The sequence below is a fragment of the Adlercreutzia caecimuris B7 genome, assembly GCF_000403355.2.
In the GTDB taxonomy this organism is placed as follows: Bacteria; Actinomycetota; Coriobacteriia; order Coriobacteriales; family Eggerthellaceae; genus Adlercreutzia; species Adlercreutzia caecimuris.
In genome coordinates this window covers 1,548,792-1,571,993 of record NZ_KE159646.1, presented here as the reverse complement: position 1 = coordinate 1,571,993, position 23,202 = coordinate 1,548,792, and the positions used below count along the sequence as shown (strand labels likewise).

The following is a 23,202-nucleotide window of genomic DNA, read 5'->3' as shown; positions in this document are numbered from 1 at the left end:
GCTGCGCGTCTTCGCCGAGGAGGGGCGTGCTGGTTTATCCTGGAAATAGGATAGGGGTGCACCCAAGGCTGGGCGGAATGGCCGGAGGCGGTTTGGTAGGATGCCTGAGATACGATGGCATCCGGCGAGGAGGGGAGCCATGGAGAAGGGAAGTGGCCGGGGGACGCTGGTGTTGCTGTTCGCGGCGGGGTTCTGCGCCTATGGGTGCAATCACGCGTGCATGATCTACGTGCCCCTGTACGTGGTTGCCCTGGGCGGCGACTTGCTTCAGGCGGGGCTGCAGGCCACGGTGTTTCTGGCCCTGGCCGTGGCTTTGCGCTTCGTCGTCGGGCCATGGGCCGACCGGAGGGGAGCGAAGAGGCCCATGCTGCTCGGTCTGGCGGCCTACGTGGCCGGCGCGCCCCTGTTGGGACTCTGCCACGACTTCGCGGCGGTTCTGGTAGTGCGCTGCCTGCAGGCCGTGGGGATGGCGGCGTTCTTCCCCTGCGCCATGGCGGCCGTGAGCGCGGCGAGCGCCCAAGCGCGGTCGGGGCTGGCGCTGGGGCTGTACCGGTTCGTGTCGTCGGTGGCGCTCATGGTGGCCGCGCCCCTCATGTTCTCGCTGGCGGGTGCCGTCGGCTACGGCGTCGCATTTACCGGATGCGGGGTTTTGGCCGCCGTCGGTCTTCTCTGCGCCGCGCTCGTGCCCGCCCGTTGCTGCCGGCCGGCGGGAAGCGAGGGGGAGGCGAAGGGGACGCGAGCGGGATGGCGGAGCGCATCGGGGGAGGATGCCGCGACGCCGGCGGACGAGGCGCGGACGGCGACGGCGGCAGCTTCGTCGGGAACGCAACGGGACGCTGCCGAGGCATTGCGGGGAGCGCGTCGGGAAGACCTCGCGACGTCGGCGACCGCCCGGATGCCGGGAGACGGGCGCGCGGCGGTGGTCGTCGCGCTTGCCGTCACGCTTTTGTCTGCGCTCGGCTACGGCCTCGTCACCAACTTCGCCACCTCCTTCGCCGAGGCGGCGGCACCCGAGGCCAACGCGGGAATGCTCATGGCGCTCGTCGGGGCGGGCGGTCTTATCGCCAACCCGCTCGCGGGGTGGCTGGTGGATCGCAGGGCGGCTTCGGGGGTGGTGGCCGCCTTCGCTGCCGTCATGGGCGCGGGCATCGCCCTCGTGGCGGTGCTTCCGATGATTCCGGCTCTGCTCGCCGGAGCGGGGCTGCTCGTGGGCATCGGGTATTTCGGCACGGTCACGAGTGCGGTGGCGCTTCTGGCCAAGCGGGCGCCCGAGGGCCGCCGGGCCTCGCTTATCTCCCAGCAGCAAAACGCCGTGGACGTGGGCATCGGCGTCTCGGGCCTGCTCTTCGGCGCCCTCATCGTGGCCACGGGCGCGCCTGCCCTGTTCGCTCTCGCCGGGCTTTTCCTCGTTGTCGCCCCGCTCGCCCTCGTGGTCCTCGCTACGAGACGACCTGCCGTCGCAGCGTGAGCGCGAGGGACAAAGGCCGGCGAACCGGCGCCGAAACCTCGATGATCGACATGGACTCGACTGACTCGACAGGCTCGACAGGCTCGACAAGTGATTTGTCGAGGACTCGATAAAATTTCATCGAGGCCTCGACAAAAGGTTGTCGAGTCTGTCGAGTCCCATCGGGGCGGGGTGCCGAGCTCTTGGCGGTTTTCGGGCATAAAAGGAGCCACCCGAAGGTGGCTCCTGGAAAGGCCGATGCGAGGTCGTGGCGCGTCGCGGGCTTTGCCGTGCGGCAGAGTTACGGTGCCAGCGCCTACTCCGCGTAGCGGAACAGGGCGGCCACCGGCGAGGCGGTGGGCATCTGATCCTGGTCCACGATGTAGATGTGGGCGTCCTGGGCCAGGGCGGCCTGGGCGAAGGCGTCGGTGATGTCGGGCGCGGCCGGGTCGATGTAGCCGTCGTCGACCGGGTTTGGGTTGCCGTCGAAGGTCACGGTGCCGGTGTTGACGTCGAAGCCGCCGGGCAGAATCTTGCCCTTCACCATGAACAGGGCTGCCACGCGGCGCTCGGCGAGCGCCATGCCGATGGCGTCGAAGTCGTCGGAGGCCTTCCCGTGGGCCGCATCGGCGCCGAACTTCTCGGCGGTCTCCTTGATGTTCGCATCGCGGATGCCGTCCATCACGGCCAGCGACTCTTCCAAGAGCGCCTTGCCGTCAAGGCCGGCCGGATCCTTCTTGATGCCCTCGGGCAGCAGGTGGCGCAGGGTGCAGACCTTGCGGAAGGCGTGCTCGTACTCCTCGTCGCAGCACAGGATGATGGGCGTGGTATCGTCGCGCACGAGGTAGTCGTTCACAGCCTTGTTCACGTAGCGGAACCACTGGGCGGCGTCTTCCTTCTTCACGTCGTTGCGCGACTGGTGGTCGTGGTACTGGCCCATGTGGCCTTCCAAGGTGATATAGTCCAGGGCGCCCAGCTCGTCCTTCTTCATGTCGGCGGCGGTGTCGTCGCTGTTGGCGAACAGCTCGCTGAAGAAGTCGTGCACCTCGCGCGGCAGCTGCTGGCGCTCCACATGGGTGCGGTCGCCCTTCACCCAGCTGAAGCGGTCGTTGCCCAGCTCCAGGATGTAGTACTCGGTGCCGTATTGGAAGTTGCGCAGCAGCGGCTTCACGAAGTAGGTGTCACCGGCGGCCACCATGGGCTCGGGGGCGAAGAACAGGTTGTACACGTACACGTCGTCGTTGCCCATGAGGAATCCCAGACCCTCGCCGGCGTGCAGCCACAGTGGCATGTCGGGATGGGCGAGCAGGTAGTCGGCCTTCTCCAGGATGCCCTTGTAGGCGTCCTTGCCGTAGCTTTCGGCTAGGGTGCGCTCGGCGTCTTTCATGAGATCCTTGAACATGTCGCGATCCCAGATGTCGCGGCGCTCCTCGCGCTCGCTGTGGTGAACGGGAATATACAGCGATACGACCGGTGCGGGCACATCGGAGAGGATGGCGGGGTCGAAGCCCTCCATTACGTGAATGCTCTCGTCGGTCTTGCGCAAGGTCTCCTTCTCGTCTTTCATGACGAACCTCCAAAGTGGTCGGGAACACGGTGTCGCGCAACGACTTCGCGACGGAGCCGACATCCGCGCGGCGGGCGCGGCGCGGGCGGCATGAGGGATGGGGCCATTGCGCACTGAAAAGCATAGCCCCCCGAGATGCGTTCGGGGGGCTATGGGTAAGTCTGTGAACTTGCGGTTGCCGAAATGCTGATTTGGGCGCTTGGGGAATGGGGCGGAGAAGGTGCCGGTTGCCCGGCGTCCCCCGCGGGGCATACCTCCATGCTCACACAGTCCTCGCTTGGTGGAACAGCCCACTGGGCTGTTCCAGTCGCTGCGGAACTGCGCGTGGAGGCACGCCCCGCGGGGGACGCCTCCACGCGCCTGAGGCCGGCACGGTTTACCGCTTCTCGTAGCGCTTCACGTTCATGGCGCGCATGGCGTTCAAGATGGCGATGACGGCCACGCCTACGTCGGCGAACACAGCCATCCACATGTTCGCGATGCCGAAGGCGGCCAGCACGAGCACGGCGAACTTGATGCCGAGGGCGAAGATGATGTTCTGCCACACGATGCGCATGGTGCGCCGGGCCACGTCGATGGCCTTCGCGATGTCGTCGGGGTTGTCGTTCATGAGCACGATGTCGGCGGCCTCGATGGCGGCATCCGACCCCATGGCGCCCATGGCGATGCCGATGTCGGCACGGGTGAGCACCGGCGCGTCGTTGATGCCGTCGCCGACGAAGGCGAGCTTGCCCTTGCCGCGGGTATCGCGCTCGGTGGCGGCCAGCAGCTTCTCCACTTCCGCCACCTTGTCCTGGGGCAGCAGCTCGGCGTGCACCTCGTCGATACCGAGCCGGGCGGCGACCGAGGCGGCCACATCGGTGCGGTCGCCGGTGAGCATGACGGTCTTCTTCACGCCGGCCGCGTGCAAGTCGGCAATGGCCCGGGCGGCCGTGGGCTTGATGGTGTCGGCGATGACGATGGTGCCGAGGAAGGCCCCGTCAGCGGCCACGTACAGCACCGTGCCGGCGGCATCGGTCGCCTGGAAGGGCACGCCATGGGCGGCCATGAGCTTGCCGTTGCCCACGAGCACGCCGCGACCGTCCACGACGGCCTCTACACCCTGGCCGCTCACCTCGCGCACGTCGCGGACGCGCTCGGCCAGCGGAGCGACGTTGGTGGCGGGCCGCTGGCCGTTCGCCATGGCGTCGCCGCCCGACCGTTCCCCGTTCGCCATGGCATCGCCGTAGACTCGCACCGATTGGGCGATGGGGTGGGTAGAGAAGGCCTCGGCCGCGGCGGCGGTGGCCACGAGCTCGGCCTCGGTCACGCCGGGGGCGCACGCCAGCTCGGTCACGGCGAAGGTGCCGTCGGTGAGCGTACCGGTCTTGTCGAACACGACGGTTTCCGTGGAGCCCAGGGCCTCCAGGTAGTTCGACCCCTTCACCAGAATGCCGAGGCGCGAGGCGCCCCCGATGCCGCCGAAGAACGACAGGGGCACCGAGATCACCAGCGCGCAGGGGCACGACACTACGAGGAAGGTGAGGCCGCGCAGCACCCAGTCGGCCCAATCGCCGCCGAGCAACAGCGGGGGCACGATGGCGAGCGCGGCCGCCACGCCCACGACGATGGGGGTGTACACGCGGGCGAAGCGCGTGATGAAGTTCTCGGTGCGGGCCTTCTTCTCGGCGGCGTTCTCCACCAGCTCCAGGATGCGGCTCACGGTGGAGTCCTCGAAGGGCTTCGTGGCACGTACCGTGAGCTTGCCCGTGAGGTTCACGCAGCCGGAGATAACCTCGTCGCCCGGGCGCGCCGTGCGGGGCACCGATTCGCCGGTGAGCGCTGCGGTGTCGATCTGGCTGTCACCGGTGAGGATGATGCCGTCCAGCGGGATGCGCTCGCCGGGCATGACGATGAACTCGTCGTCGGGGGCCAGCTCGAAGGGATCCACCTGCTTCAGTTTCCCCTCTTCCATGACGTTGGCGAACTCCGGCGCGATGTCCATCATATCGGCGATGGATTTCCGCGATTTGTCCACGGCATAGCTTTGGAACAGCTCGCCTACCTGGAAGAACAGCATGACGGCGGCGCCCTCGGCCATGTGTGGCTCGGTGTGGGGGAACAGCACCAGCGCGAAGGCGCCGAAGGTGGCCACGGTCATGAGGAAGTCCTCGTCGAGGGCGTGACCGCGGAAGAGGTTGCGGAATGCGCTGGCGATGACGTCGTAGCCGGCGATGAGGTAGGGGATGAGGAAGAGCGCGAACTCGGCGTACACGTCGCCGGGGCTGCCGAAGGCGGCATGCAAAAGGCCGGCCTCTTCCACGATGATGATGGCGAAGAAGATGACGAGGGCGACGATGATGCGGGTGAGGAGGCGTTTTTGCTTGGGGCTCATGGTGGGGTCCTTGTCCGTTAATTGGCTGTCCGTCGGCGGGCGCGGGGCATACCTCCGTGCTCAGACAGTCCTCGCTTGGTGGAACAGCCCACTGGGCTGTTCCAGTCGCTGCGGAACTGCGCGCGGAGGCACGCCCCGCGCCCGTCGACTGCTCTTACGTACTTGAGAGGACTGATGCTCGGCTCGCTAGCTGCGTGTCGAGGATCGCCTCCTGCTTGGGGCTGCTCATACGGGCTTGAGGGGGCTGCTAGCGTTTGATGAGGCAGTCTTTCTCGTAGCTGGTGCATACCTGCTGGGCGGCGTCGACGATGGCGGCGAAGGCCTCGGCATCGTCGGTGTCGGCGTCGATGACGAGCTTGCTCGTCATGAAGGAGATGGACGCCTTGTTCACGCCGGGCAGTTGGTTGATGCCCGTTTCCATCTTCGCGGCGCAGTTGGCGCAGTCGAGGTTCTCGAGCTTGAATGATTTCCGCATGGTAGTTCCTTTCTCGGCGGGGTCCCTTCGGGGGGGCGTGGTGGTGGCTTGCGGGTGGTCGGATGGCCGGCCTCGCTAGGGGGCGTGCTTGGGGTGCGCGGTGCGGGTTACTCGCAGACGTGGGTCATGCCCTGGGCGAGCATGGTGAACACGTGATCGTCGGACAGTGAGTAGATGACGTTCTTGCCGTCGCGGGCGGCCTTCACGAGGCGGGCCTGCTTCAAGGTGCGCAGTTGGTGGCTCACCGCGCTTTGGGTGCAGCCGACGGCCTCGGTGATGTCGGTGACGCTTAGGGGGCCGCCCATGAGCGCGAACAGGATCTTGATGCGTGTGGTGTCCGAGAACGCCTTGAACAGGTCGGCCACGTCGAAGAGCAGCTCCTCGTCGGGCATTTCCGTAAACAAGGTGGCCGTGGATTCGCGGTTGCAACCGCAGGGGCAGTCGATCATCTGGGCGCAGGCGGTTTCCACGACTTGCTGTGCCTCTTGTTCCAGTGATGCGGGCTTAGCCATGGCGGCTCCTTCTAAACGTAACAACATATGAACAACTATTCATAAGTATAGGCAATGTCACAGCGCTGTCAAGGGGGAGTGGGGGAGATTCTACTTTTCCGCTCAGCGGCAAGCAAAGCGTAACGACACCGTTGTCCGTTTCCGCAGCCCCCAGCGCTACCATGGGGGCGAGGCGCTGTTCGGCACGGCGGCTCGGGATGGCGGCACCGTTGTCGCGTCGTTGTCCTGCCCCGTTCCCGTTCTTTTTCCCGATGCGCCCTGAGCAACGATTCTCGGAAGGTGATGTCATGCGAGCTTATCAGGTTGTCGATGCCGATTACGTGGAGCGCGAGAGAGGGTCCATGCCCTTGGTGGACGTGCGGCCGCCGTTGCTCTACGATGCGGGCCACATTCCCACAGCGCTGAACGTGCGCCTCGATGTGGCGGCGGCCAGCGACGACCCGGCCGAAACCTTGGCCGAGCTGTTCCGCAGCGAGGGCATCTTCCCCGAAGACGCCGTCATCGTGTACTGCCAGTCGGGCATCCACGCGAAGATTGCCTGCGACTATCTGGCGAGCGTGGGCTATACCGAGCTGCGGCTGTACGCCGGCAGCATGAACGATTGGGTGGGCGATCCGGCCCGGCCCGTGGAGGTCTCCGAAGCGGTGCTCGCGCGGGCCTCATAGGGAAAGGGGAGAGAGCGATGGAGACGACGAAGCGCGGCGGCGCGGCCATTCTCAAGCAGGTGGTCACGAGCCTGCCCTTCATATTGCTGGTGGCGGTGGCGGCGGGCCTCGGGATCGGTTCGGTGGCGTCTGCCGAGGTCATCGCCGTGGTGGCTACCATTGGCGACGTGCTGAGGCAGGTCATCGTGTTCTGCGTGCCGCTCATCATCGTCGGCTTCATCGCCCCCTCCATTGCCAAGCTGGGCGAGAATGTGTCGCGCATTCTGGGCGTGGCGCTTCTTGCGGCCTACCTGTCTACCCTGGGAGCCGCGCTGCTTTCCATGGCCGCGGGCTTCGGGATCATTCCGCACCTTACCCTGGCCGAGGGCGCGGAGGCCCTGCGCGAGGTGCCCAGCTTGGAGTTTCCCCTTGACATTCCCGCCATCATGCCCGTGACGAGCGCCCTGGCCCTGGCGCTCATGCTGGGTCTGGCGGCGGTGTGGGCGAAGGCGTCGCGCTTCACGGCGCTATTGGTGGAGTTCCAGCGCATGGTGCTGACCATTGTGGTGAAGATCGTCATTCCCATTCTGCCGTTCTTCATCGTGTGCACCTTCGCCGGTCTGGCCTGGGAAGGGGCACTCACGAGCCAGCTGCCGGTGTTCCTGGTGGTTATTGCCATTGTGCTCGTGGGGCATTTCGTGTGGCTCGGGGTGCTCTACGGCGCAGCCGGGGCCTACTCGCGCACGAATCCCTGGGAGGTGCTGCGCCATTACGGATCGGCCTACCTGACGGCCGTGGGCACCATGTCGTCGGCGGCCACCCTGGGCGTGGCGTTGGAATGCGCCGGCCAGGCGAAGACCCTGCGGCGCGACATGGTGAGCTTCGGCATTCCGCTGTTCGCCAACATCCATCTGTGCGGATCGGTGCTCACCGAGGTGTTCTTCTGCATGGTGGTGTCCCAAATTCTGTACGGAGCGCTGCCGAGTCTGCCGACGATGCTTTTGTTCTGCGTGCTTTTGGGCGTGTTCGCCATCGGGGCGCCGGGGGTGCCGGGCGGCACGGTCATGGCCTCGCTCGGCTTGGTCACGGGCCTTTTGGGCTTCGATGGGGCCGGTACGGCGCTGGTTCTCACAGTGTTTGCGCTGCAGGACAGCTTCGGCACCGCCTGCAACGTGACCGGCGACGGGGCCCTCACGCTGATTCTCACGGGCTATGCGAACCGCCATGAGGTGGCCGACGCCATGGCCCCTGCCGATGAGGCGTTTTTCGACGGGGAAGTGGCCGAAGCCGCCGGTGCCGGTCGCGGCAAGCCGGCCGGCGAGGGGGCGACGAGCCGCTCCTGATTTCCCAACAGGCCCTTGACAGGTTCGGCTCTCGAGCGCGCTCGAGCCCCGTTCCCGCTACCATAGGGGGAAACGATTTCGCGAGAGAGGGAGCACCCATGGCCCAGACGCAGATGCCGGCAAAGATAGAGCTTCCCGGGGCAATTCCCCGGTTTTCCGAGTTCGGCCACATCCCCTTCGAGGGGCTGCGCAACACCCGCGACCTGGGCGGCTTGCCCGCAGCCGACGGGCGCCGGGTGAAGCCGGCGCTGCTTTTGCGGTCGGGTGCCCTGCACAAGGCGACCGAGAGCGATCTGGCGCGCCTTCTGGCCGATTACCACCTGGAGGGCGTGGTGGACTTCCGCACGGAGCTGGAGCGCGACAAGGAACCCGATCCGTCCGAGTTCATGGAAGGCGTGGTGTTCTACGACTTCCCGGCGCTTTCGGGGGAGACCGTCGGCATCACCCACGGGGCGAGCCTCGCGCAGGATGTGAAGACGCTCGAGGCCGTGAGCGCCCAGCCCCACGAGGCGGTGCGGAAGATGTACCCGCAGATTCTTCTGGGCGAGGCGGGCCGTGCGGCCTACCGCGGGCTTTTGGACGTGCTGCTGGAATCCGATGGCGGGGCGGTGCTGTGGCACTGCACTGAGGGCAAGGACCGGGCGGGCCTGGGCGCGGTGGTGGTGGAGCGGGCGCTCGGCGTGTCCGAGGCCGACGTGCGGGCCGACTATCTGGCCACGAACCTGTTCGCCCGCAGCCGGGCCGAGGGCGTTTTAGACGCTCTGGCCGCGAAGCTGCCGGCTCTGCGCGGGATCGACGCCGATGTGGACTCGTTCTTCTACGCCTACGCCGACTACTACGATGCCGCCATGGCTGCTGTGACCGACACATTCGGCACCTTCGACGCCTATTTGACCGAGGCTCTCGACTTCGGCCCCGAGAAGCGGGCCGCCCTGCGGGAGAAGTATTTGGCGTAATTCAGCGAGATTTCCCACGCTGGAAACGCGGGGGCGGCTGGCGAGGTGTAAAATCGCCTTCGAACATTCCGCAACCCCAAGGAGGCACCGTGGCCGAGTCCGCAACCCCGGAGCAGATTGTCATCGTCGTCGATTTTGGCGCCCAGTACGGGCAGCTCATCGCCCGTCGCGTGCGCGATCTGCACGTGTATTCCGAGATCGTGCCGTGCGACATCACGGCCGACGAGGTGCGCGCCATGGCGCCGGCGGCTATCATCCTGTCGGGCGGTCCGGCCAGCGTGTACGCGGAAGACGCCCCTTCCATCGACCCGGAGATCCTCGGCCTGGGCATTCCCGTGCTCGGCTTCTGCTACGGTCAGCAGGCCATGGCCGTGGCGCTCGGCGGGGAAGTGGCGCATACCGAGAAGGGCGAGTACGGCCCGGCGGTCATCACGCGCGCCGGTGAGTCGGCGCTGTTCGACGGCACCCCCGGCGAGCAGACCGTGTGGATGAGCCACCGCGATGCCGTGAGCCGCGTGCCCGAGGGCTTCGCCATCACGTCGCGCACCGAAGTGTGCCCGGTGGCGTCCATGGAGTATCCCGAGCGCAAGCTGTTCGCCACGCAGTTTCACCCCGAGGTGCGCCACACCGAGTTCGGCCAGACGATGCTGCGCAACTTCCTGTTCGGCGTGTGCGAGCTTGAGCCGGATTGGACCATGGACTCCATCATCGAGGACTCGGTGGCGGCCATCCGTGCCGAGGTGGGGGATGACCGCGTGATTTTGGGTCTTTCGGGCGGCGTGGACTCGTCGGTGGTGGCGGCGCTGTGCGCCCGTGCCATCGGCAAGCAGCTGACCTGCGTGTTCGTGAACCACGGCCTGCTGCGTAAGGGCGAGCCCGAGGAAGTGGAAGAGGTGTTCACGAAGCAGTTCGACGTGGACTTCATCCACGTGCACGCCGAGGAGCGCTACCTGGAGCTGCTGTCCGGCGTGACTGACCCGGAGGAGAAGCGCCGCATCGTCGGCACGCAGTTCTGGAAGGAGTTCTTCGCCGTGGCGGAGGACCTGGCCCAGGACGGGCGCCCGGTGAAGTACCTGGCCCAGGGCACCATTTACCCCGACATCATCGAGAGCGGCGCGCGCAAGACTGGCGGGAAGGCGAGCACCATCAAGAGCCACCACAACCTCATCCCGTTCCCCGAGGGCGTGCATTTCGACCTGATCGAGCCCTTGGACCACTTCTTCAAGGACGAGGTGCGCGCGCTCGGCACGGCGTTGGGTCTGCCCGACTACATCGTGCACCGCCAGCCCTTCCCGGGCCCGGGTTTGGCCATCCGCATCATCGGCGATGTGGACGGGGAGAAGCTGACAATTTTGAAGAACGCCGACGCCATCGTGCGCGAGGAGCTGGACGCCTACAACGAGCGTCTGTTCGCCGAGACCGGCGAGCGCAACAGCGAGCACGCCGTGTGGCAGTACTTCGCCGTGCTGCCTGATATCAAGAGCGTAGGCGTCATGGGCGACGAGCGCACCTACGCCCGCCCCGTGATCCTGCGCGCCGTGGAAAGCAGCGACGCCATGACCGCCGACTGGGCCCGCCTGCCCTACGACGTGTTGGCCCGCATTTCGGGTCGCATCGTAGCCGAAGTCCCCGGCGTGAACCGCGTAGTGTATGATATAACCAGCAAGCCCCCCGCGACCATCGAGTGGGAGTGAGAAATACCAGTTCATAGGCACTATTTGGCTCTATTGTTGCTTTCTAATTCTTTGTAAATCTTTGCAATTCTCTATGAGAAAATTGCAAGCAACCCGATTATTCTTTCACTTTCGGTTTGATCCAAAACGGCCCGTCAATGTGTACTGCCTCCCATTTCTTGGACACGAGAAATGGGAGGCTTCTTTATGCCATCAGACCTTAGGATCAGATACGACGTCGATGTCCGCAGGGCCGCAGCGGAGCTCTTCGAGGAGGGCTATGGGTATCACGCGGCCGCGACCGTCCTAGCGCTTCCTCCTTCCGTTGCGAAACAATGGTGCTACAAGTTCGGCGCTGTTGGATTGGACGGATTGCTGCAGATGGGCGGACGACAGGTCAGATACACCTACGAGCAGAAGCTGGCCGCCGCGAAAGCGGTGGTCGAGGACGGCGAGAAGGTCCCCGATGCCATGGCGTCTTTCGGCATAGCCTCGAGGTCGGCGCTCCTCAAGTGGTGCAAAGCGTATCGGGAGGGCGGCGCTGAGGCGCTGAGACCGAAGCCGAAGGGCCGGCCCAGAAGAAGCAGCACGGCGAAGGAGGAGCCGACTCGCGAGCAAGAGCTCGAGGCCCGCGTCCGAAAGCTCGAGGCGGAGAACGCCTACCTAAAAAAATTGGCGGCCCTGAGGGCGGAGAAGAGCCTTCGAACCGGGAGAAGGCAGCGGCCGTAGCCGCGCTCTCAGGGCATTACCCGCTCGCTGATCTGCTGGAAGCGGCGGAGATGGCGCGATCGAGCTACTACTACGCGCTGTCGCATCCGAAGGCGCCGACCCGACCGGAGCTATGGGACGCCATAAGCGAGATATTCTCACGGACTCCCAACGGCTGCGGACATCGGCAGATCGCCATGTGCCTGCGCGCCGAGCGCGGCGCGCGCATCGCGGACAAGACGGTGTTGAAGGTCATGCACGAGATGGGGATCAGCTGCGGCATCCGCCGCGAAACCGACTATCGCAAGTACAATTCGTACAAAGGCCTCGTCGGCGAGACCTTCGAGAACGTGCTGGGGCGCGACTTCGGAGCGGAGGGCCCTTGGCAGAAGATGGGCACCGACGTCACGGAGTTCAAGCAGGCGTGGGGCAAGGCCTATCTCGCGCCGATATACGACTTCGGGAGCAAGGAGACAATAGCGTGGTCGGTGTCGAAGAGCGCGAGCATGGCCCAGCAGCACGATATCCTCGATCAGCTTTTCTCCAGGATGCCGAAGGGCGCGACGCCGATCCTGCACTCGGACATGGGCTGGCAGTACCAGCAGAGGGCCTGGGCCGAGCGGCTGAGAGAGCACGGCATCGTGCAGAGCATGTCGGGAAAGGGCAACTGCATCGACAACGGGGCTACCGAGCAGATCTTCGGTCATATCAAAGACGAGTTCTTCAAGGGTCGGAAATGGGCCACCTTCGAAGAGTTCAAGAAAGATCTGGACGCTTACATCGTTCATTGGAATACGAGGAGACGACAGGTTAAACTGAAAGGACTGACTCCGGAGGAATTCCGAAATCAGTCCTTAGCAGCTTAGTCCTTACTAATTCGTCCAAGTTTTGGGACGCAGTTCAATGCCTTGGCGGGTCGTTCTTTCCTCAGCTTTGATACTGTTTTTGAGCGCCGTCCGACTCTTCGTCGCGGTGGGAGTTCGATAGGTTTACAAAGTCTTCGAAAGGAGTCGAGAAAAATGTCTTAATACAGCCACCCGATACTATTGGCTGGCAATGGCAAAAGCGGGCAATTGTGGAGAGCGGTATCGTTTTATACTCACCCCCCCGAAATCGAGTAGCGAAAAAGCTGGTTCTCCAGGAAAGATAGGGGCGTAAAAAACGTCGGATACTACGATTCGGCGCTTTCGGCGCATTATGCATCTCGTTTTTCCATCGGATTACAGCATGGGGGGTGTTCAGATGGCCTCGAATGCCATGTAAGAACAGTGCCAAATTCATGAGGGAATAAATTTATCGACCGATACTGTGAACTAGATGGTATATTTTGCATTCAGTGGTGCAAAGCGCAAAAGCGTTCGATTGAGCGCCTTCGTCGATGCCTACGCCGAGGATGTGGGGCCTCCCGTCCGCGAGCGCATCATCAACGACAAGGTCATACCCATGCTTTCAATTGTAGAGAGTAGCCTTTTCGGCGCCGAGCTCGCCCGCGACGTCCTTTGGGCTCCCTTCCTGGTGACAAGATGGCGAGGGCTTTCCGCGTTGTTTCTTCGGAGACGTGAGCAACGGTGCGTCTCCTTCTGCGTTCGGGCTCAAGTGCGTCTATCCGAGACGCGAGGAACTTGTGTGCTGGGTATCCAAGTGCCCTTGTCGTACGAGCAAGACACTGGCCGTGCTCGAAGAAATGATCGACAGCTAAGCGTTTCTCGTCATCGGCATATCTGAGGTGGTTGTTGGCGAGTGGAATGTCACCTCCGTTCACGAGGTATTCTTCATGCCAAGTGTAGAGGGTCGCACGACGCGGATAGCCGAGCTCTTTTATCGCTGCCGCATAGCTTTCATCATATTTGATAAATAGCTTGACGGTCTTTAGCTTCTCTTCTCTTGAATATATTTCCTGCCTTCAAATCATCACGATTTGGACAGGTTTTTGTTGACATCCCCAACTGTCGATTAAAAGATTGGCGAATACAGCCAGCGGGCCATAGAGGAGGGCTGCCGCAGGTTCGACATCGGGGTCGACATTAAGGTTACGTGCCTGTCGGCGAACACCAGGTGCTGCAATGGGCAAGGCCGGGATAGGCGATAGCAACGTCTTCGCAGATTTGGAGATATGACCTTATCGGTTGCTGCGATACGCCTTGAGAGCGCTTTCGTATTTTTCTTCAAATGCTGCCGCAAGCGTATCAGGGGCAAGGATATGTGCATTGCTTCCAAACTTAAAAAAGTAGTCTGATAGCTGCTTTTCGGTGCAATCGAATTCCAGAATCGATGAGCCGTCATCCAAATGGACTGTTGAGACAGGCTGCGGCCGCATGTGCAAAACGCTATTAAACATCTTGACGCCGTCTGCGGAGAGGTTCACCCGTGAGATCGATGCCTCGCCAACAAGGTACTGGACACCGTTCTTCTTTAGGGCAGCCTTCAGGCTCTTCAGCTCGTTCTGCGTAATCTTTCCTGAAGCGTATGATTTTGGTCGTGGCCTCACCCGGAGAATACGCGAGATCCTAAAGCTGACCGGTTTGTAAGGTTCGCGTGTGTCGAACCGCTTGGACATTCCCACTAGATAATGGTAGTTGCCGCCTGTATCCGGTAGGACGGCATATGGTTTAACAGCAAAGCTATTGGTAGGCACTCCTCGCCCAGCCGTTTCGATAACGAGAAGTCTCCTGTCCGGTAAACGTGGCTCAAGTTCAAGATTGAGAGTGTCCAGCACCTCCCCGCAAATGATGCCTTCCCTTTCATAGAAGGTCCGAGATGCGTAGTCCTCGAGGGTTAGGTCTCAAAAAGTGTGTCTAGGCGTATTATTCACTACTGTCTAGAACCAACCCGTCTCCTTTGATCCACTCATTCTCATCTCACTCCATTCCGGCAGAGATGTTCCATGTTCATCAGGCGCCCCATCTTCGTGCTCTGATCTATTGGTGGCGAGCATGAACAGCCCTGCGACCTCTTCGTCCGTCTTCATCGTCTTGAGCATTTCCGCTTCACCGACTTTGTACTCGGAGTGCAGATAGCACCACCAAAACGCAGCCTTGGCACGGCGTATGGTTGTAAGTCCCCGATGATGTTGAAGCATGAGTCGAATCTGGGCGTTGACGCCACCTTCGATCACGTTGTTGGTCGAGTCCCATACTCCTCCCAGACTCTCCTGCATCTCGGCGAACGTGAACAGCGTCCTGTCCCGGACGAGACCGTTGAGGGAATGCCGCGCGCTCCTGAGACGCTCGTGGACGTATTGTTTGCGGCCGTCCTTCAAGGTGAATTCACGCAGGAACCTCTCCCATTTGGAGCACCATTCCGCATAATCCGCCAGCCACTTCGCTGCGCCATCCGCTCCTTTGATCTTCGGAAGGGCGCGGGCAAGATCGAGCAGTTCCCGGCCGCAGTCGAGCTTCGGGCGCATGGTCGTCCTGCGTATTACCTGCCTCCTCACATGGACGAGACAGCGCTGTACCGAGGTGTCGGGCCATATCGCCTTCGCCGCTTTCTTGAAGCCCGATCCGCCATCGGTGACCACCATGGTCGGAGGCGCCACCTTGGCCATGAGGGCCGCCCAGGATGCCGAGCACTCGCTCTCGGCCAGATGCCATGCCACAACATGCCTTTTGGTGCAGGCGATAAGCACCACGAGCCGTTTGGAGATATAGATCCCGTCAACGAACAGGACATCATGGACCTCACCGGCAAAGTCCGGCAGCGGCCAAAGGGACCAAAATCTCTGCGCCCGACGCTCGAAGGTCGCCTTCGAACACCTCTGTTCCTTGAGCGAGCCCTTACCCATGAGCCACCCGAGGAATGCCTTAAGCTGCTTGGCGGAATTGTCTATCCGATGGGTTTTGGATGCCCCGCAGGACTTGCAGCGCCACCTCTGAGCACCCGCTTCGGTCTTGCCGTTTCTCTTCATCGATGCCCCGCATGCGCCGCACTTTGGATTGTCCACACCAAGCTCCCGTCCAGATTCAACTTTTCTTTGGGAAAAGAATGTCTGAACAGGGACGTCAAGAGCAAGCCGGACACACTTTTTGAGACTCCCAAAAGTTGGGCCGTACCAACTTTTTGACCTAAAAAGAGCTATATGATCTGGGAGAATGTATGATTCTTAGACACACCTTTTGAGAATTAACCCGTCCTCGACGACAGCCTTTAGATAATCTCCTGCAGTCGCATAATAGCGACCCTCGGGCCAATCAGACCCGTTGGCAGGGTGGACCATATCGTAGATGTTGTTTCGCAGTCGAATTTTCATCGGGACATCCCTTGGGTAGGAGCTCATTCTGGCTAGGGTTTGACGAACGTAATCATCCACCAGCGAGTCTATCGTCCTACTCTCCTCGTCCGTCAGAGTCACAGTTGGATCAAAGTTATCCAAGTTCTCATCTAGGGGATGGGATGCTCGATACCTAGCAGTCAGAACCGAACGCTCCAGCTGGTTCCTGCGCTTTCTGCTTGCTCTGGTGATAGAAGCGTCAGATTCGCTTGCGAAGCATTGAATCACCCGACAGATGAAGCCGGAAAGCTCCTGTTCAAGAAAGAACGCTGACATGTCCGACTCGATTACCTGCCTCGCATGAAGGCTTAAGTTCAGATGTTGCCTCTGCTCGCTTCTTGATGTCATGAAAATACTTCCAAAGTGGTACATGGTATATGAACCAATTTTATACTATTTTTTGCAGTCAAGAAATTTAAACATGAACTTTATAGGACTGCAAAAGTACAGAATTCTCGACTCTTCTGTCCGAAAATAAAATTTCCATGCAGGCGAATCTAGACGGAAGGACAGATTATGAGCAAGGATGCACAAATCAATCCCATGGAGCTCATCAGCGGAATCGGTGCGACCAGCTCGGCGCTCAAGGATGCTTTCGAGAGCAAGCAGGCTAGCAGTTGCGAATGCGCAAGTAAGCGCTTAGATTCCTGCGAGCTTAACCAGCAGGCCTATCGAAACATGCTTCAAAGCGATAGTTACTCCTTTGAGGAGAAAGCGCAGATCCACGCTTGGATAGTGGATGAAGACGAACGCATGGAGAGGATTGGCGCCGAGCACTTCGCAGCCGCACGCGAACTTCTGTCTGGAATCGTGGTCGTCAGCACAATCGTGGCCGCTCTCGGCTTTTCCGCTTATAACCCTGAAGCTGCGCAGAAGTGCCTCAAAGCAGCGGCAAGAACCCTTCCTCGCCTGATTGTTAAAGACGCGATTTCGTAGCGTTCAAGACACACTTCCAGCGAACGAGAAAAGAGGAGGAAAGAGATGGGCATCTACAAAAGAGCCGACCAAGCAAATCGATTGGTGGCGAGGGGCGTCCTGCGCGATAGCGACAATCTGCTTCGACGAAACGTAGCTGTCTGACTCTTGATCAGCATGTAAGAAGGGACTATGATGAACCACATTGACATGCCAAAGCTGGGAGATACGCTCTCGCTCAGTGAGGCAATTCGCAAGTTCAACGAACTCGAACACGAGCCTCTCTCAAACGTGCTCGCTCCCAACTATATGAACAAGGTCAAGATGCGCGAATTTTACTGGCAGCTGCGCGAAGCTGCTGAGAAGTATGGCATTGAGAGGCCCGAGACGCTCGACGATCTTCGTAAACTCACGCATGAGCTTACCATCAAAAGGGCCGCACTTGCCAACGGACGCGACAGAGATAGGTTTCATCTCGTCATCGAGGACGGCGATGTTGCCAACTGCGACTGCCCCACCTCTTCACTGTTTGGCTCGACAGCGAGCTGTTGCAAAAGCGATCCCATGAATTGCTTTTGATACTCGATAAGGAAGCGTATGGCACGGATGGGTACATAGATACCCACTTCCCTTCTTGGCCGGGAAACCGCTGCTTTGCTGGACGGGTATAAAATGTAAACTAGACACAAAGAATGATAATAGGAGCAGTCACCCACCCAAAGTTAGGATTATATGATGAAGATCACGGAGATCACGGCAGTCGAGGAAAAAATCATCACCGATATGTCCCGCAATAATAAGTTCATCGCAAATCCCATACCGGAGACTATCATGGATGAGCTCACAGATAATTTCCTCGAGTTCGTAAACGTACCCTACATGGCGAGAAACAACCTCACGAGCCTGTTCCCCAAAGCCGATGACCCGGTTGCCATCGCGGCCATGGCCTGGGCTGCTGCCTACAAGGAGAGAGCATTGATGCTTTTCAAGGAGGATACCGTGAGCTTCCCACTTCCTCTGATTGGCATCTCGGGAGACACCCTGACCATGTCTATCAGGCGAAGCGGCCCCGACCAGGAAAAGTCCTGGTATGTCAACTACGTGCCCGAGGCGTACAAGTGGCCAACTAAGCCAAACCGTTGGTCAAATGATTGGAGAGCGGAAAACATGCCAACCTCCGAGGTGTCACCCTGTGCGAGCGACGAACAGAGCAAGGGTTCCGAGGAGTTCAAATACTATTCCGTTGAACAAGTCGAGCCGGAAGGAGTCGATTTCTATTACAAGCCCGGGGAGTTTGCTTATGTGAAGATTGAGCGTCTTATCCCAACGGATGACCCCGCCAAATACGAGGATAAGTACTTTCTCCGCGCAATCGACGGTGTTTCTGTATCCAAAATCAAAAAAAGCATAGCTCACGAATTCCTAGGTGAACAGGATCTGACGGGAACATTCCACTGGGTTCGTCTACGTGAGGCGATCGCCTCAGGGGAATGGGGAACTCAGTTCTTCATGGCCTTTCGAGAGAAGGCTGAGGGCAACCAGGAATACATCGAAAGGGAGAACCGGGTTCTCCGAGAGCACTACTCCGTCGGAGATGTAATTCTCGCTCCGATCGTAGCCGTCGACCCTGATGGCGCCATCACGGTTGAGCTGGGCCCAAACACTCCCGTCGCAGTTGCCGCTACACCCGAGCTGGCAAAACTTGGTGTGGCGGCCGTTGGAAAACCTGGTCTCTTCACCATCAGGAAGCTTGATGAAGGCGAGCAGGTAGAGCTGGAGGCCGTCGAGGGCTACGTCCCCCGCTCGCCCTTTAAGGATCGTCTTCCTGAGGCGCTAAACCAATTCTACATTCCCAAGGGGGTTATGGACGCGGTCAGAGGAACAAAGCTTAGCGAGCAAAGTGTTGAGCAGCTAAACGCCGAGGGCCTCTCTTTCCCCACCATCGGACATAAGGCGCTTCAAAGCTACATCGGCCGAAAATACCTAGAGGCCAAAGAGGGCTACAAGGTTATAACGACGTACCGAAACAACCACTTCACCTTCGACTTCGAATTGGGCATCCGATCCTCAACCGGAGTACCGATGAGCGTGGCATTCCGAAAGGGAGAAAATGGCCAGTGGATCATGAACCTTTACGGGTTCACAAGCGTCAAAAGAGTCCTTTACAGGGATATCGATATGCAAGGCGAAGATTGGGATCGGATACTCCCGGAGCTGTCCTCTCTGGCATTGTCCGGTGAGAATTGGGACTACGAAGGAAACGATGAGGTCGGCAAGAAGTACATATTGAAGCAATATCTAATCTTTACGTACTACAAGGCTTGGCTCGACGGTCTAATCATCGAAAACGAGGAAGGTAATGCTCTCTTCAACACCGGTCTCGTCGATGATCGCTACAAGGATATCTATTGTCATCTCGTCAAGATTACGGACGCGAATGAAAACCGTTTTCGCAAGTGGAAAATGGAATTCGTCGCCTGTTGGGGAATTGGGCGTAATGGGAAGCGCCTGAAGAAAGAGTTCACGGAGCATCCGCAGGCTCCCGAGTACATTGACAGGGACCATCTTGAAGACCTGTTCATGGACACGCGTAAAGAGATCGACTGCGACTGGGACCACATCATCAAGGAAAGGTTTGACCGTCTTCCGCTCTCCTTCATCGAGAGAGAGCTTTCCTACAGAACTCCTATCCGGAAGCTGATAAACGATATCAGGTCAAACGATGATGTGACTCTCTCCGATCAACTGGAAGAGGCGGTTGTCGGCGACCCCGACAATATGTGTAAGCTCGTTGAAGCTCTTGAGACTGCAGTAGAGGTAACAAAGAAGCATGTAAGGTGGAACTACAAAACGGCAGTCCCTACCTACTACCCCATGAAGAATCGTATCAGCCTCCTGCTTCCGCTCTGGCTTTCAGGCAGATCGGAAGCAGCGGATATAGCCTTAGTGATTTCCCCAACAGGGGAGAGCGGCTATCAGGGTGAAACTATTCTCACATTGCCGATGGCGTACATGAACGCCCGATTGATTTGCCGCCCAAACAGTGAATGGCTCACTACTGATCTGATCGGCGATAGTGATGATTTCTTGGAAGAAGAATAGCGATTTTCGATCGCTGGCCAATCAAAGCAACCAGAATATGCAGGCTGACAATCAATAGCAACACCTTTAAATTCTCTATGCCTGTCACGCTGGTGCTCAAGATCGTTATCGTCGCTTTTCTTATCCAAGGGGCATGCTGACGAAAATCTGTCCCAAATCGAGTGGATTTGAGGGCGAAAATGTATTCAAGGGAAGAGAAGCTTCGGAGTTCATATACGGGAAAGTGGGGATTGTGGATGGATCTCTCCATCATTTCAAGTGTTGGTCTGCCTGCTATTGCAATCATAATTTCTCTGGTAAGCATATACATCAACTCATTGCGATCGTGTGCCGAATGTTGGTGTAACGATCGTTTCTCCGGCCGAATAGCCGGCCAATGAGAAACGGCCATCGCTAGAATCCTTTATTGCGAAGTAAACGATTCGAGAAAGGCGATGACCGCAATGGACACTTTACCAGCTTTGCAGGGGCCGATGCCCGAGATTCCCAGATTCGACGACGGCATGGTCAACCTGAACGAGCTCGTGCGCACGCTCGCGGAGGCGCTCGTCAACGAGGTGATGGACGCCCAGGCCGACGACGCCTGCGCCGAGGGCAACCAGCGCAACGGCTACCGCGAGCGCCGCCTGCTCACGAGCGTGGGGCCGATCACGCTCAGGATACCCAAGCTCAGGCGCGGGACGTTCTTCCCGAACGACCTCATCGACCGCTACAGCAGGGTCGACCGGGCGGTCGTGGCGGCGGTGGCCGAGATGGTGGCGAGCGGCGTCTCCACGCGCAAGGTCGAGCGGGTCGCCCGCACGCTCGGAGCCGACCGCATGAGCGCCAGCCAGGTGTCCCGCATCTGCGAGGCGCTGGACGCGACCGTCTCCGACCTGCGGGAGCGCTCCTTCGGGGGCGTGCGGTTCCCGTATCTCTGGATAGACGCGACCTACGTCAAGTGCCGCGACGGCGGCCACGTGTCCAGCTGCGCGGTGGCCACCGCCATCGGAGCGGCCGACACGGGCCACCGGGCCCTCCTGGGCCTGGAGGCCGTGGACGCCGAGGACTACGCCTCGTGGCGGTCCTTCCTGCTCTCGCTGCGGGAGCGCGGCGTCGCCGGGGTGCTCTGCGTCACCTCCGACGCCCACGCGGGCCTGCGCCGCGCGATAGAGGAGGTGTTCCCGGGCGCCGCGTGGCAGCGCTGCATCGTCCACCTGGAGCGCAACGCCTGCGCGCTCGGGCGAAACAGGCGGGAGAGGCGCCTGATCGGCTCGGTGCTCTCGGCCGTGTTCGCGGAGAGCGACCCCGACCTGGTGCGGGAGCTCTACCACCTGGCCGCCGGGGAGCTGGGCGCCGCCAACGCGGCGGTGGGGGATCTCCTGGAGGAGGCCGAGCCGGACGCGCTGGCCCACCTGGACTTCCCTCCGGCGCACCGGCGCCGCCTGCGCACCAACAACGTGCAGGAGCGCGCCAACCGCGAGATCAAGCGCCGCGCCCGCGTGGTGCAGGTGTTCCCGTCCAGGAAGTCCCTGATCAGGCTCATCGGCGCCGTCCTCTCCGAGATGGACGAGGAGTGGGCGTGCCGCCGGTGGTTCGACGGCGACTCCATCGCGGAGGCCTACGAGGACCGCTCAAAATGGGCCCCGGCGCCCGCCCCGTCCTACGACGGCACCGCAGCCGAGCACGCCGCCCGCATAATAACGGTGGTCCTTGCCGACGAGGGATGCGAGAGGAGGGCGGCCTGACGATAGTGTAGAATGGGGTTCTCTGGCGATGTTCCCGATCGGCTCGGACAGTCTGCGACCGCCCTCGCCGATCGGGGCGCTACACCAACTTTCGTGACACTACCCTCATTGCATCGGTCTGTTGATCTCGCGAAAAAGTATTCGGAGCTCTGCGTAAGAGATGGGGATGCGAGTATTAGCGATTTCGATAAGGTCTTAAATTGTCAAGTTGGATTAGCTTACCGATTCTATCTATGGAAGAGCTTTGCGCGGCTAAATGATCATAAGCGATCGGAATTTAACTATGCCTCATTTCTTGTTTTTACGTTTGGATGGCTTGGGATGGGGCTGATTGGAGTCCTCAGGGGTCCGGAAGGATATGAAACCTATTATGTCTATCTAGCTGGGGCGGCCTGTATGATCTTTGCTTCAGCAATAATTGCTTATAGCCGTTATCAGGCAAATCTTTACGCTAAGTTTATCAGCTTGCGAAAAGATGGCTTATATCAGCAGACTTATGTCGCTGTTTACCAGGCAAAGGACTCGGTATTAAACGAAAGTATGCCTCCAATCATTTTGAGTCTTCTAGGATCGTTGGCTGCGGGGTATTTTCTTGACGCAAAAGTTGCTTTAATAATTTGGAATGGCGTTGTACTGTTTTTTGTTATTGGAAATAATATTCAAATAATTCGTAAAGGCTCAAAAGTGACAGACCAAGAACAGCAGGACAAGGTGCGGAAAAGCAATCCCACTCGAAACTGTCCACAGCAAGCTCGCCTCAGGAGGGATATGTCTGAAAAGGGTCAAAAAAATAGTGTATCCAAATCATACGATGTCATTCTGATATTTGTTACTGCGCTCGCCGCTCCTCTCGCCGTTCATGTTTGCGATGTAACTATGGGTAAGGAGAACAATCCTCTTTCAAGCGAGAAACTCCTATGTGCGTACTTTGCTCTAATTGCGGCTTATGTGATCTACGAGTTTCTTTTGAGCTATTACAAACAAACGCGGTTGTGGGATAGGGGATGGAAGTTCGGTAACTCGGATGCTTTGATCATTTCCACATACATCGTCGTGGCAGCCATAGCAATCGGATATTACGACACTTTGGGTGGAACACTGTTCATCTTAGCAATCCTTCTCCTCTTTGTAGCCATCCTCATATTTAGGCCTAATCGAGTGAGGCTTGATTCGCGAAGTATGGTTTTGTTCGCCTTAGTTGTTGCGGTTGTTATTCCGGCTATTCTGCTAAATACCTTCGGTTCGGGAATTCTTGATAATCCAGGGCGTTTGGCGTGGATCTGGGTGGGACAATTAATTGTATGCCTTGTTTTTGACGGAGTTTATGTTCTATTAAAGCGATTTGTAGATACAGATAGGCGAAATCGAAAAGATGAAGAATGAATGCATTATCTCAGCATGGCCTTGAGTTCGTTATGGGTTCGTAAGTGAATAATACGCTGTCAAATTAGGTGCCCAATAGTTCATTAGTGAATATACCGGCATATGC

At 59.7% G+C, this 23,202-nt stretch carries 20 protein-coding genes; 12 read left to right on the top strand and 8 right to left on the bottom strand.

Annotated elements, in window-relative coordinates; translation table 11 throughout:
- Window positions 1-139 precede the first annotated feature (139 nt).
- The gene (locus C811_RS15790; protein ID WP_016309503.1) at window positions 140-1,468 is read left to right on the top strand and encodes an MFS transporter; all 1,329 of its coding nucleotides are present in this window, start codon (window positions 140-142) and stop codon (window positions 1,466-1,468) included.
- Window positions 1,469-1,763: 295 nt separating this feature from the next.
- Here the strand turns inward: C811_RS15790 and C811_RS10225 are convergent, their stop codons facing one another.
- The 4 genes from C811_RS10225 to C811_RS0103365 form a co-directional block, all read right to left on the bottom strand.
- Entirely contained in the window at window positions 1,764-3,014 is a 1,251-nt protein-coding gene (locus C811_RS10225; RefSeq protein WP_016309502.1) for a baeRF8 domain-containing protein, read from the bottom strand.
- Window positions 3,015-3,390: 376 nt separating this feature from the next.
- Window positions 3,391-5,388, bottom strand: coding sequence for a heavy metal translocating P-type ATPase (locus tag C811_RS10220; protein WP_016309501.1), 1,998 nt, complete (start codon window positions 5,386-5,388; stop codon window positions 3,391-3,393).
- A 247-nt stretch (window positions 5,389-5,635) separates the two neighbouring features.
- Window positions 5,636-5,863: a cation transporter gene (locus tag C811_RS10215; protein WP_016309500.1), complete on the bottom strand. Its 228-nt coding sequence runs from the start codon at window positions 5,861-5,863 to the stop codon at window positions 5,636-5,638.
- Window positions 5,864-5,970: 107 nt separating this feature from the next.
- Window positions 5,971-6,312 carry an ArsR/SmtB family transcription factor gene (locus tag C811_RS0103365; RefSeq protein ID WP_051127496.1) on the bottom strand — a complete coding sequence of 114 codons (342 nt, stop codon included), beginning with the start codon at window positions 6,310-6,312 and terminating at the stop codon, window positions 5,971-5,973.
- Window positions 6,313-6,662: 350 nt separating this feature from the next.
- Between C811_RS0103365 and C811_RS10210 the strand changes: the two genes are divergently transcribed.
- The 6 genes from C811_RS10210 to C811_RS10185 all read left to right on the top strand — a co-directional run bounded on the left by C811_RS10210 (window position 6,663) and on the right by C811_RS10185 (window position 12,565).
- On the top strand, window positions 6,663-7,040 hold the full coding sequence (locus tag C811_RS10210) for a sulfurtransferase (RefSeq protein ID WP_016309498.1): 378 nt from the start codon (window positions 6,663-6,665) through the stop codon (window positions 7,038-7,040).
- 17 nt (window positions 7,041-7,057) lie between these two features.
- Window positions 7,058-8,362 (top strand): cation:dicarboxylate symporter family transporter, encoded by a 1,305-nt coding sequence (locus tag C811_RS10205; RefSeq protein ID WP_016309497.1) that lies wholly within the window; start codon window positions 7,058-7,060, stop codon window positions 8,360-8,362.
- Between the two features lie 98 nt (window positions 8,363-8,460).
- Complete coding sequence (locus C811_RS10200; RefSeq protein WP_016309496.1) at window positions 8,461-9,318, top strand: tyrosine-protein phosphatase; 858 nt, start codon at window positions 8,461-8,463, stop codon at window positions 9,316-9,318.
- Window positions 9,319-9,407: 89 nt separating this feature from the next.
- A complete protein-coding gene (gene guaA, locus C811_RS10195; RefSeq protein ID WP_016309495.1) occupies window positions 9,408-11,012 on the top strand; it encodes a glutamine-hydrolyzing GMP synthase in 1,605 nt (534 codons plus the stop codon).
- 186 nt (window positions 11,013-11,198) lie between these two features.
- Window positions 11,199-11,720, top strand: coding sequence for a helix-turn-helix domain-containing protein (locus C811_RS10190; protein ID WP_016308383.1), 522 nt, complete (start codon window positions 11,199-11,201; stop codon window positions 11,718-11,720).
- Window positions 11,663-12,565, top strand: coding sequence for an IS3 family transposase (locus C811_RS10185; RefSeq protein ID WP_156997038.1), 903 nt, complete (start codon window positions 11,663-11,665; stop codon window positions 12,563-12,565). The genes C811_RS10190 and C811_RS10185 overlap by 58 nt, the downstream gene beginning before the upstream one ends.
- A 1,253-nt stretch (window positions 12,566-13,818) precedes the next feature.
- On the opposite strand, the gene C811_RS16235 is transcribed toward C811_RS10185, so the two are convergent.
- The 3 genes from C811_RS16235 to C811_RS0103355 form a co-directional block, all read right to left on the bottom strand.
- Window positions 13,819-14,415 (bottom strand): WYL domain-containing protein, encoded by a 597-nt coding sequence (locus C811_RS16235; RefSeq protein ID WP_198010027.1) that lies wholly within the window; start codon window positions 14,413-14,415, stop codon window positions 13,819-13,821.
- Window positions 14,416-14,517: 102 nt separating this feature from the next.
- The gene (locus C811_RS10180; protein WP_016308716.1) at window positions 14,518-15,642 is read right to left on the bottom strand and encodes an IS1249 family transposase; all 1,125 of its coding nucleotides are present in this window, start codon (window positions 15,640-15,642) and stop codon (window positions 14,518-14,520) included.
- Between the two features lie 159 nt (window positions 15,643-15,801).
- Window positions 15,802-16,317 carry a hypothetical protein gene (locus C811_RS0103355; RefSeq protein WP_156997071.1) on the bottom strand — a complete coding sequence of 172 codons (516 nt, stop codon included), beginning with the start codon at window positions 16,315-16,317 and terminating at the stop codon, window positions 15,802-15,804.
- A 168-nt stretch (window positions 16,318-16,485) separates the two neighbouring features.
- Here C811_RS0103355 and C811_RS10175 point away from each other — a divergent pair, with 168 nt between their 5' ends.
- The 3 genes from C811_RS10175 to C811_RS10165 all read left to right on the top strand — a co-directional run bounded on the left by C811_RS10175 (window position 16,486) and on the right by C811_RS10165 (window position 19,986).
- On the top strand, window positions 16,486-16,905 hold the full coding sequence (locus C811_RS10175) for a hypothetical protein (protein WP_016309494.1): 420 nt from the start codon (window positions 16,486-16,488) through the stop codon (window positions 16,903-16,905).
- 171 nt (window positions 16,906-17,076) lie between these two features.
- Window positions 17,077-17,463: a hypothetical protein gene (locus C811_RS10170; protein ID WP_016309493.1), complete on the top strand. Its 387-nt coding sequence runs from the start codon at window positions 17,077-17,079 to the stop codon at window positions 17,461-17,463.
- A gap of 153 nt (window positions 17,464-17,616) precedes the next feature.
- Complete coding sequence (locus C811_RS10165) at window positions 17,617-19,986, top strand: DUF3825 domain-containing protein (protein ID WP_022926508.1); 2,370 nt, start codon at window positions 17,617-17,619, stop codon at window positions 19,984-19,986.
- Here the strand turns inward: C811_RS10165 and C811_RS16550 are convergent.
- Entirely contained in the window at window positions 19,940-20,377 is a 438-nt protein-coding gene (locus tag C811_RS16550; RefSeq protein ID WP_156997070.1) for a hypothetical protein, read from the bottom strand. The two genes, C811_RS10165 and C811_RS16550, sit on opposite strands and share 47 nt — an antisense overlap.
- 52 nt (window positions 20,378-20,429) lie before the next feature.
- Between C811_RS16550 and C811_RS10160 the strand changes: the two genes are divergently transcribed.
- Together C811_RS10160 and C811_RS16545 are read left to right on the top strand one after the other, a co-directional pair.
- Window positions 20,430-21,713 carry an IS256 family transposase gene (locus C811_RS10160; protein ID WP_022926507.1) on the top strand — a complete coding sequence of 428 codons (1,284 nt, stop codon included), beginning with the start codon at window positions 20,430-20,432 and terminating at the stop codon, window positions 21,711-21,713.
- A 321-nt stretch (window positions 21,714-22,034) separates the two neighbouring features.
- Window positions 22,035-23,096: a hypothetical protein gene (locus tag C811_RS16545; RefSeq protein ID WP_016309490.1), complete on the top strand. Its 1,062-nt coding sequence runs from the start codon at window positions 22,035-22,037 to the stop codon at window positions 23,094-23,096.
- The last annotated feature ends 106 nt before the right edge of the window (window positions 23,097-23,202 follow it).

What these genes read in the sequence shown, in the direction of transcription:
- C811_RS15790 (WP_016309503.1), top strand. Translation starts at nt 140, where the DNA reads ATGGAGAAGGGAAGTGGCCGGGGGACGCTGGTGTTGCTGTTCGCGGCG.
- C811_RS10225 (WP_016309502.1), bottom strand. Translation starts at nt 3,014, where the DNA reads ATGAAAGACGAGAAGGAGACCTTGCGCAAGACCGACGAGAGCATTCAC.
- C811_RS10220 (WP_016309501.1), bottom strand. Translation starts at nt 5,388, where the DNA reads ATGAGCCCCAAGCAAAAACGCCTCCTCACCCGCATCATCGTCGCCCTC.
- C811_RS10215 (WP_016309500.1), bottom strand. Translation starts at nt 5,863, where the DNA reads ATGCGGAAATCATTCAAGCTCGAGAACCTCGACTGCGCCAACTGCGCC.
- C811_RS0103365 (WP_051127496.1), bottom strand. Translation starts at nt 6,312, where the DNA reads ATGATCGACTGCCCCTGCGGTTGCAACCGCGAATCCACGGCCACCTTG.
- C811_RS10210 (WP_016309498.1), top strand. Translation starts at nt 6,663, where the DNA reads ATGCGAGCTTATCAGGTTGTCGATGCCGATTACGTGGAGCGCGAGAGA.
- C811_RS10205 (WP_016309497.1), top strand. Translation starts at nt 7,058, where the DNA reads ATGGAGACGACGAAGCGCGGCGGCGCGGCCATTCTCAAGCAGGTGGTC.
- C811_RS10200 (WP_016309496.1), top strand. Translation starts at nt 8,461, where the DNA reads ATGGCCCAGACGCAGATGCCGGCAAAGATAGAGCTTCCCGGGGCAATT.
- C811_RS10190 (WP_016308383.1), top strand. Translation starts at nt 11,199, where the DNA reads ATGCCATCAGACCTTAGGATCAGATACGACGTCGATGTCCGCAGGGCC.
- C811_RS0103355 (WP_156997071.1), bottom strand. Translation starts at nt 16,317, where the DNA reads ATGACATCAAGAAGCGAGCAGAGGCAACATCTGAACTTAAGCCTTCAT.
- C811_RS10175 (WP_016309494.1), top strand. Translation starts at nt 16,486, where the DNA reads ATGAGCAAGGATGCACAAATCAATCCCATGGAGCTCATCAGCGGAATC.
- C811_RS10170 (WP_016309493.1), top strand. Translation starts at nt 17,077, where the DNA reads ATGATGAACCACATTGACATGCCAAAGCTGGGAGATACGCTCTCGCTC.
- C811_RS10165 (WP_022926508.1), top strand. Translation starts at nt 17,617, where the DNA reads ATGATGAAGATCACGGAGATCACGGCAGTCGAGGAAAAAATCATCACC.
- C811_RS16550 (WP_156997070.1), bottom strand. Translation starts at nt 20,377, where the DNA reads ATGGCCGTTTCTCATTGGCCGGCTATTCGGCCGGAGAAACGATCGTTA.
- C811_RS10160 (WP_022926507.1), top strand. Translation starts at nt 20,430, where the DNA reads ATGGACACTTTACCAGCTTTGCAGGGGCCGATGCCCGAGATTCCCAGA.
- C811_RS16545 (WP_016309490.1), top strand. Translation starts at nt 22,035, where the DNA reads ATGGGGCTGATTGGAGTCCTCAGGGGTCCGGAAGGATATGAAACCTAT.